The organism is Caballeronia sp. (assembly GCF_049581465.1).
Lineage (GTDB): Bacteria > Pseudomonadota > Gammaproteobacteria > Burkholderiales > Burkholderiaceae > Caballeronia.
Genome location: NZ_JBAUSA010001408.1, coordinates 1 through 1566, shown reverse-complemented (window position 1 = coordinate 1566; position 1566 = coordinate 1). Strand labels below are relative to the sequence as shown.

General features: G+C 60.2%; 2 protein-coding genes and 2 pseudogenes. All 4 read right to left on the bottom strand.

Annotated elements, in window-relative coordinates; genetic code table 11:
* Positions 1-234, bottom strand: a pseudogene (locus WCA53_RS34035) (hypothetical protein); the annotation flags it as partial.
* Between the two features lie 87 nt (positions 235-321).
* Positions 322-960, bottom strand: a complete 639-nt coding sequence (locus WCA53_RS34030) for a DUF3304 domain-containing protein (RefSeq protein WP_423922558.1) — start codon at positions 958-960, stop codon at positions 322-324.
* A 17-nt stretch (positions 961-977) separates the two neighbouring features.
* A complete protein-coding gene (locus tag WCA53_RS34025) occupies positions 978-1355 on the bottom strand; it encodes a hypothetical protein (protein WP_423922555.1) in 378 nt (125 codons plus the stop codon).
* Positions 1352-1566, bottom strand: a pseudogene (locus WCA53_RS34020) (hypothetical protein); the annotation flags it as partial. The gene WCA53_RS34025 and the pseudogene WCA53_RS34020, both read right to left, overlap by 4 nt.

The window sequence follows — 1566 nt, the reverse complement described above, 5'->3', positions numbered from 1 at the left end:
GCCACCGCCAATGCCCGTACCATTCGGGCCGCTCAGCTCCCATCTGTGGATGTACCAGGGGGTGTAATTCAAAATGCCAGAGTCGCCGCTCAGGAGGTCAACCCGATGCGGCACAGCAACTTGGCTGCCCGCAGGTGACGAGGGGCTGCAGGCGGTAAGCGACAGCGCGATGACCGACAGCAGGCCAGCGGCAACGCGACGGCGCTCGGATCGTGAAAGAGGATTCAATATCATGTCATCAGGTTTCCGGATTAATGCGGCACGAGCGTCGAACCGCCTCTTGTTGCCTTGAGCAGGCACTCGGCATAGATCATCGAAGACTCATTGCTTGATTCCTTGCGCCACTCCATTGGGAAACAGCCGGTTCCATTCGTCATCACGCATGCCCTGCACGATGTATGGGTCGCCATCGGGCGGACGATGATTTAGATCGTTTCCCCCGGAGCTGTTGCCGTCCGAAACCATTAGCCGAACGCGGTCACCCGATAGAAAGATGGCCCATATGTCGCCTACCTGGTAACCGTCGTACTTAGCAATCTGCACGTTCTCGGCCTTGTACCAGTCGCCCGGCGCCTTGGCGCCGAGCTTTTTGACATCCTTGAATACCAGCCAACGCACTGTCAGCCGCAGGTCCGGTTGCCAGTCATGGGGAATGCTGGCGCAGCACATCCCGCTGCCGCCAGATGGACGGCCATTGTCTTTCACAGGCATCGCGTTGCGGCCGCCACCACCAATGCCCGTCCCCTTCGGCCCGCTCAGCTCCCACGTGTGGATGTACCAGGGGGTGTAATTCAAAATTCCAGAGTCGCCGCTCAGGAGCTCAACCCGATGCGGCACAGCAACTTGGCTGGCCGCGGGTGACGGCGGGCTGGCACAAGCGGCAAGCGACAGCGCTGTGGCGAAAAGCAGGCTAGCGGAGACGCCGAGGCGCACGCGGCGGGAAACGGAATTCAATGTCATGTTGTCAGGTCTCCGGATTAATGTGGCACGGGGTGCAGCGCTTCTGCCCGCATGAGCGGCACGTCGTATTCGAGTGCGGCGATGTACATCGTGCAGGGGGATCTGGCTGAGCTTCGCTGAATCGTGACCCCGTCCTCGGTCGTAACTGGCCTTGCCCGGCCATTGAAGAGCCGCGCCACATTGGTGTGGGTCTTCTTCTTCGAATCTCGCCAGAGCTTGTTGTCCTCAGCGTCGTTGTTGTTGGTACCGTCGAAGAACAGCGTGATGTGCAGCGTCTGCGGGCAGGACATGGTCGGGTCCATCACGCGGCATATCCCGGTCCCCCAGGCCACATCGCTTTCTTCTTTCGTCACACGGCCGCTCGCCGGCATCTGTTCAGGCCATTGCAGGTTCATTGCTTGATTCCTTGCGCCACTCCATTGGGAAACAGCCGGTTCCAGTCGTCATCGCGGATGCCCGGCACGATGTACGGGTCCCCATCGGGCGGACGATGGTTGAGATCGTTTCCTCCAGAGCTATTGCCATCGGCAATCATCAGCCGGACCCGGTCATCAGGCAGGAAAATGGCCCATATGCCGCCGGCCTGGTGACCGTCGTACTTGGCAA

Excerpts from the sequence above, each read along its gene's own strand:
- WCA53_RS34030 (WP_423922558.1), bottom strand. The coding sequence starts at position 960 with ATGACATTGAATTCCGTTTCCCGCCGCGTGCGCCTCGGCGTCTCCGCT.
- WCA53_RS34025 (WP_423922555.1), bottom strand. The coding sequence starts at position 1,355 with ATGAACCTGCAATGGCCTGAACAGATGCCGGCGAGCGGCCGTGTGACG.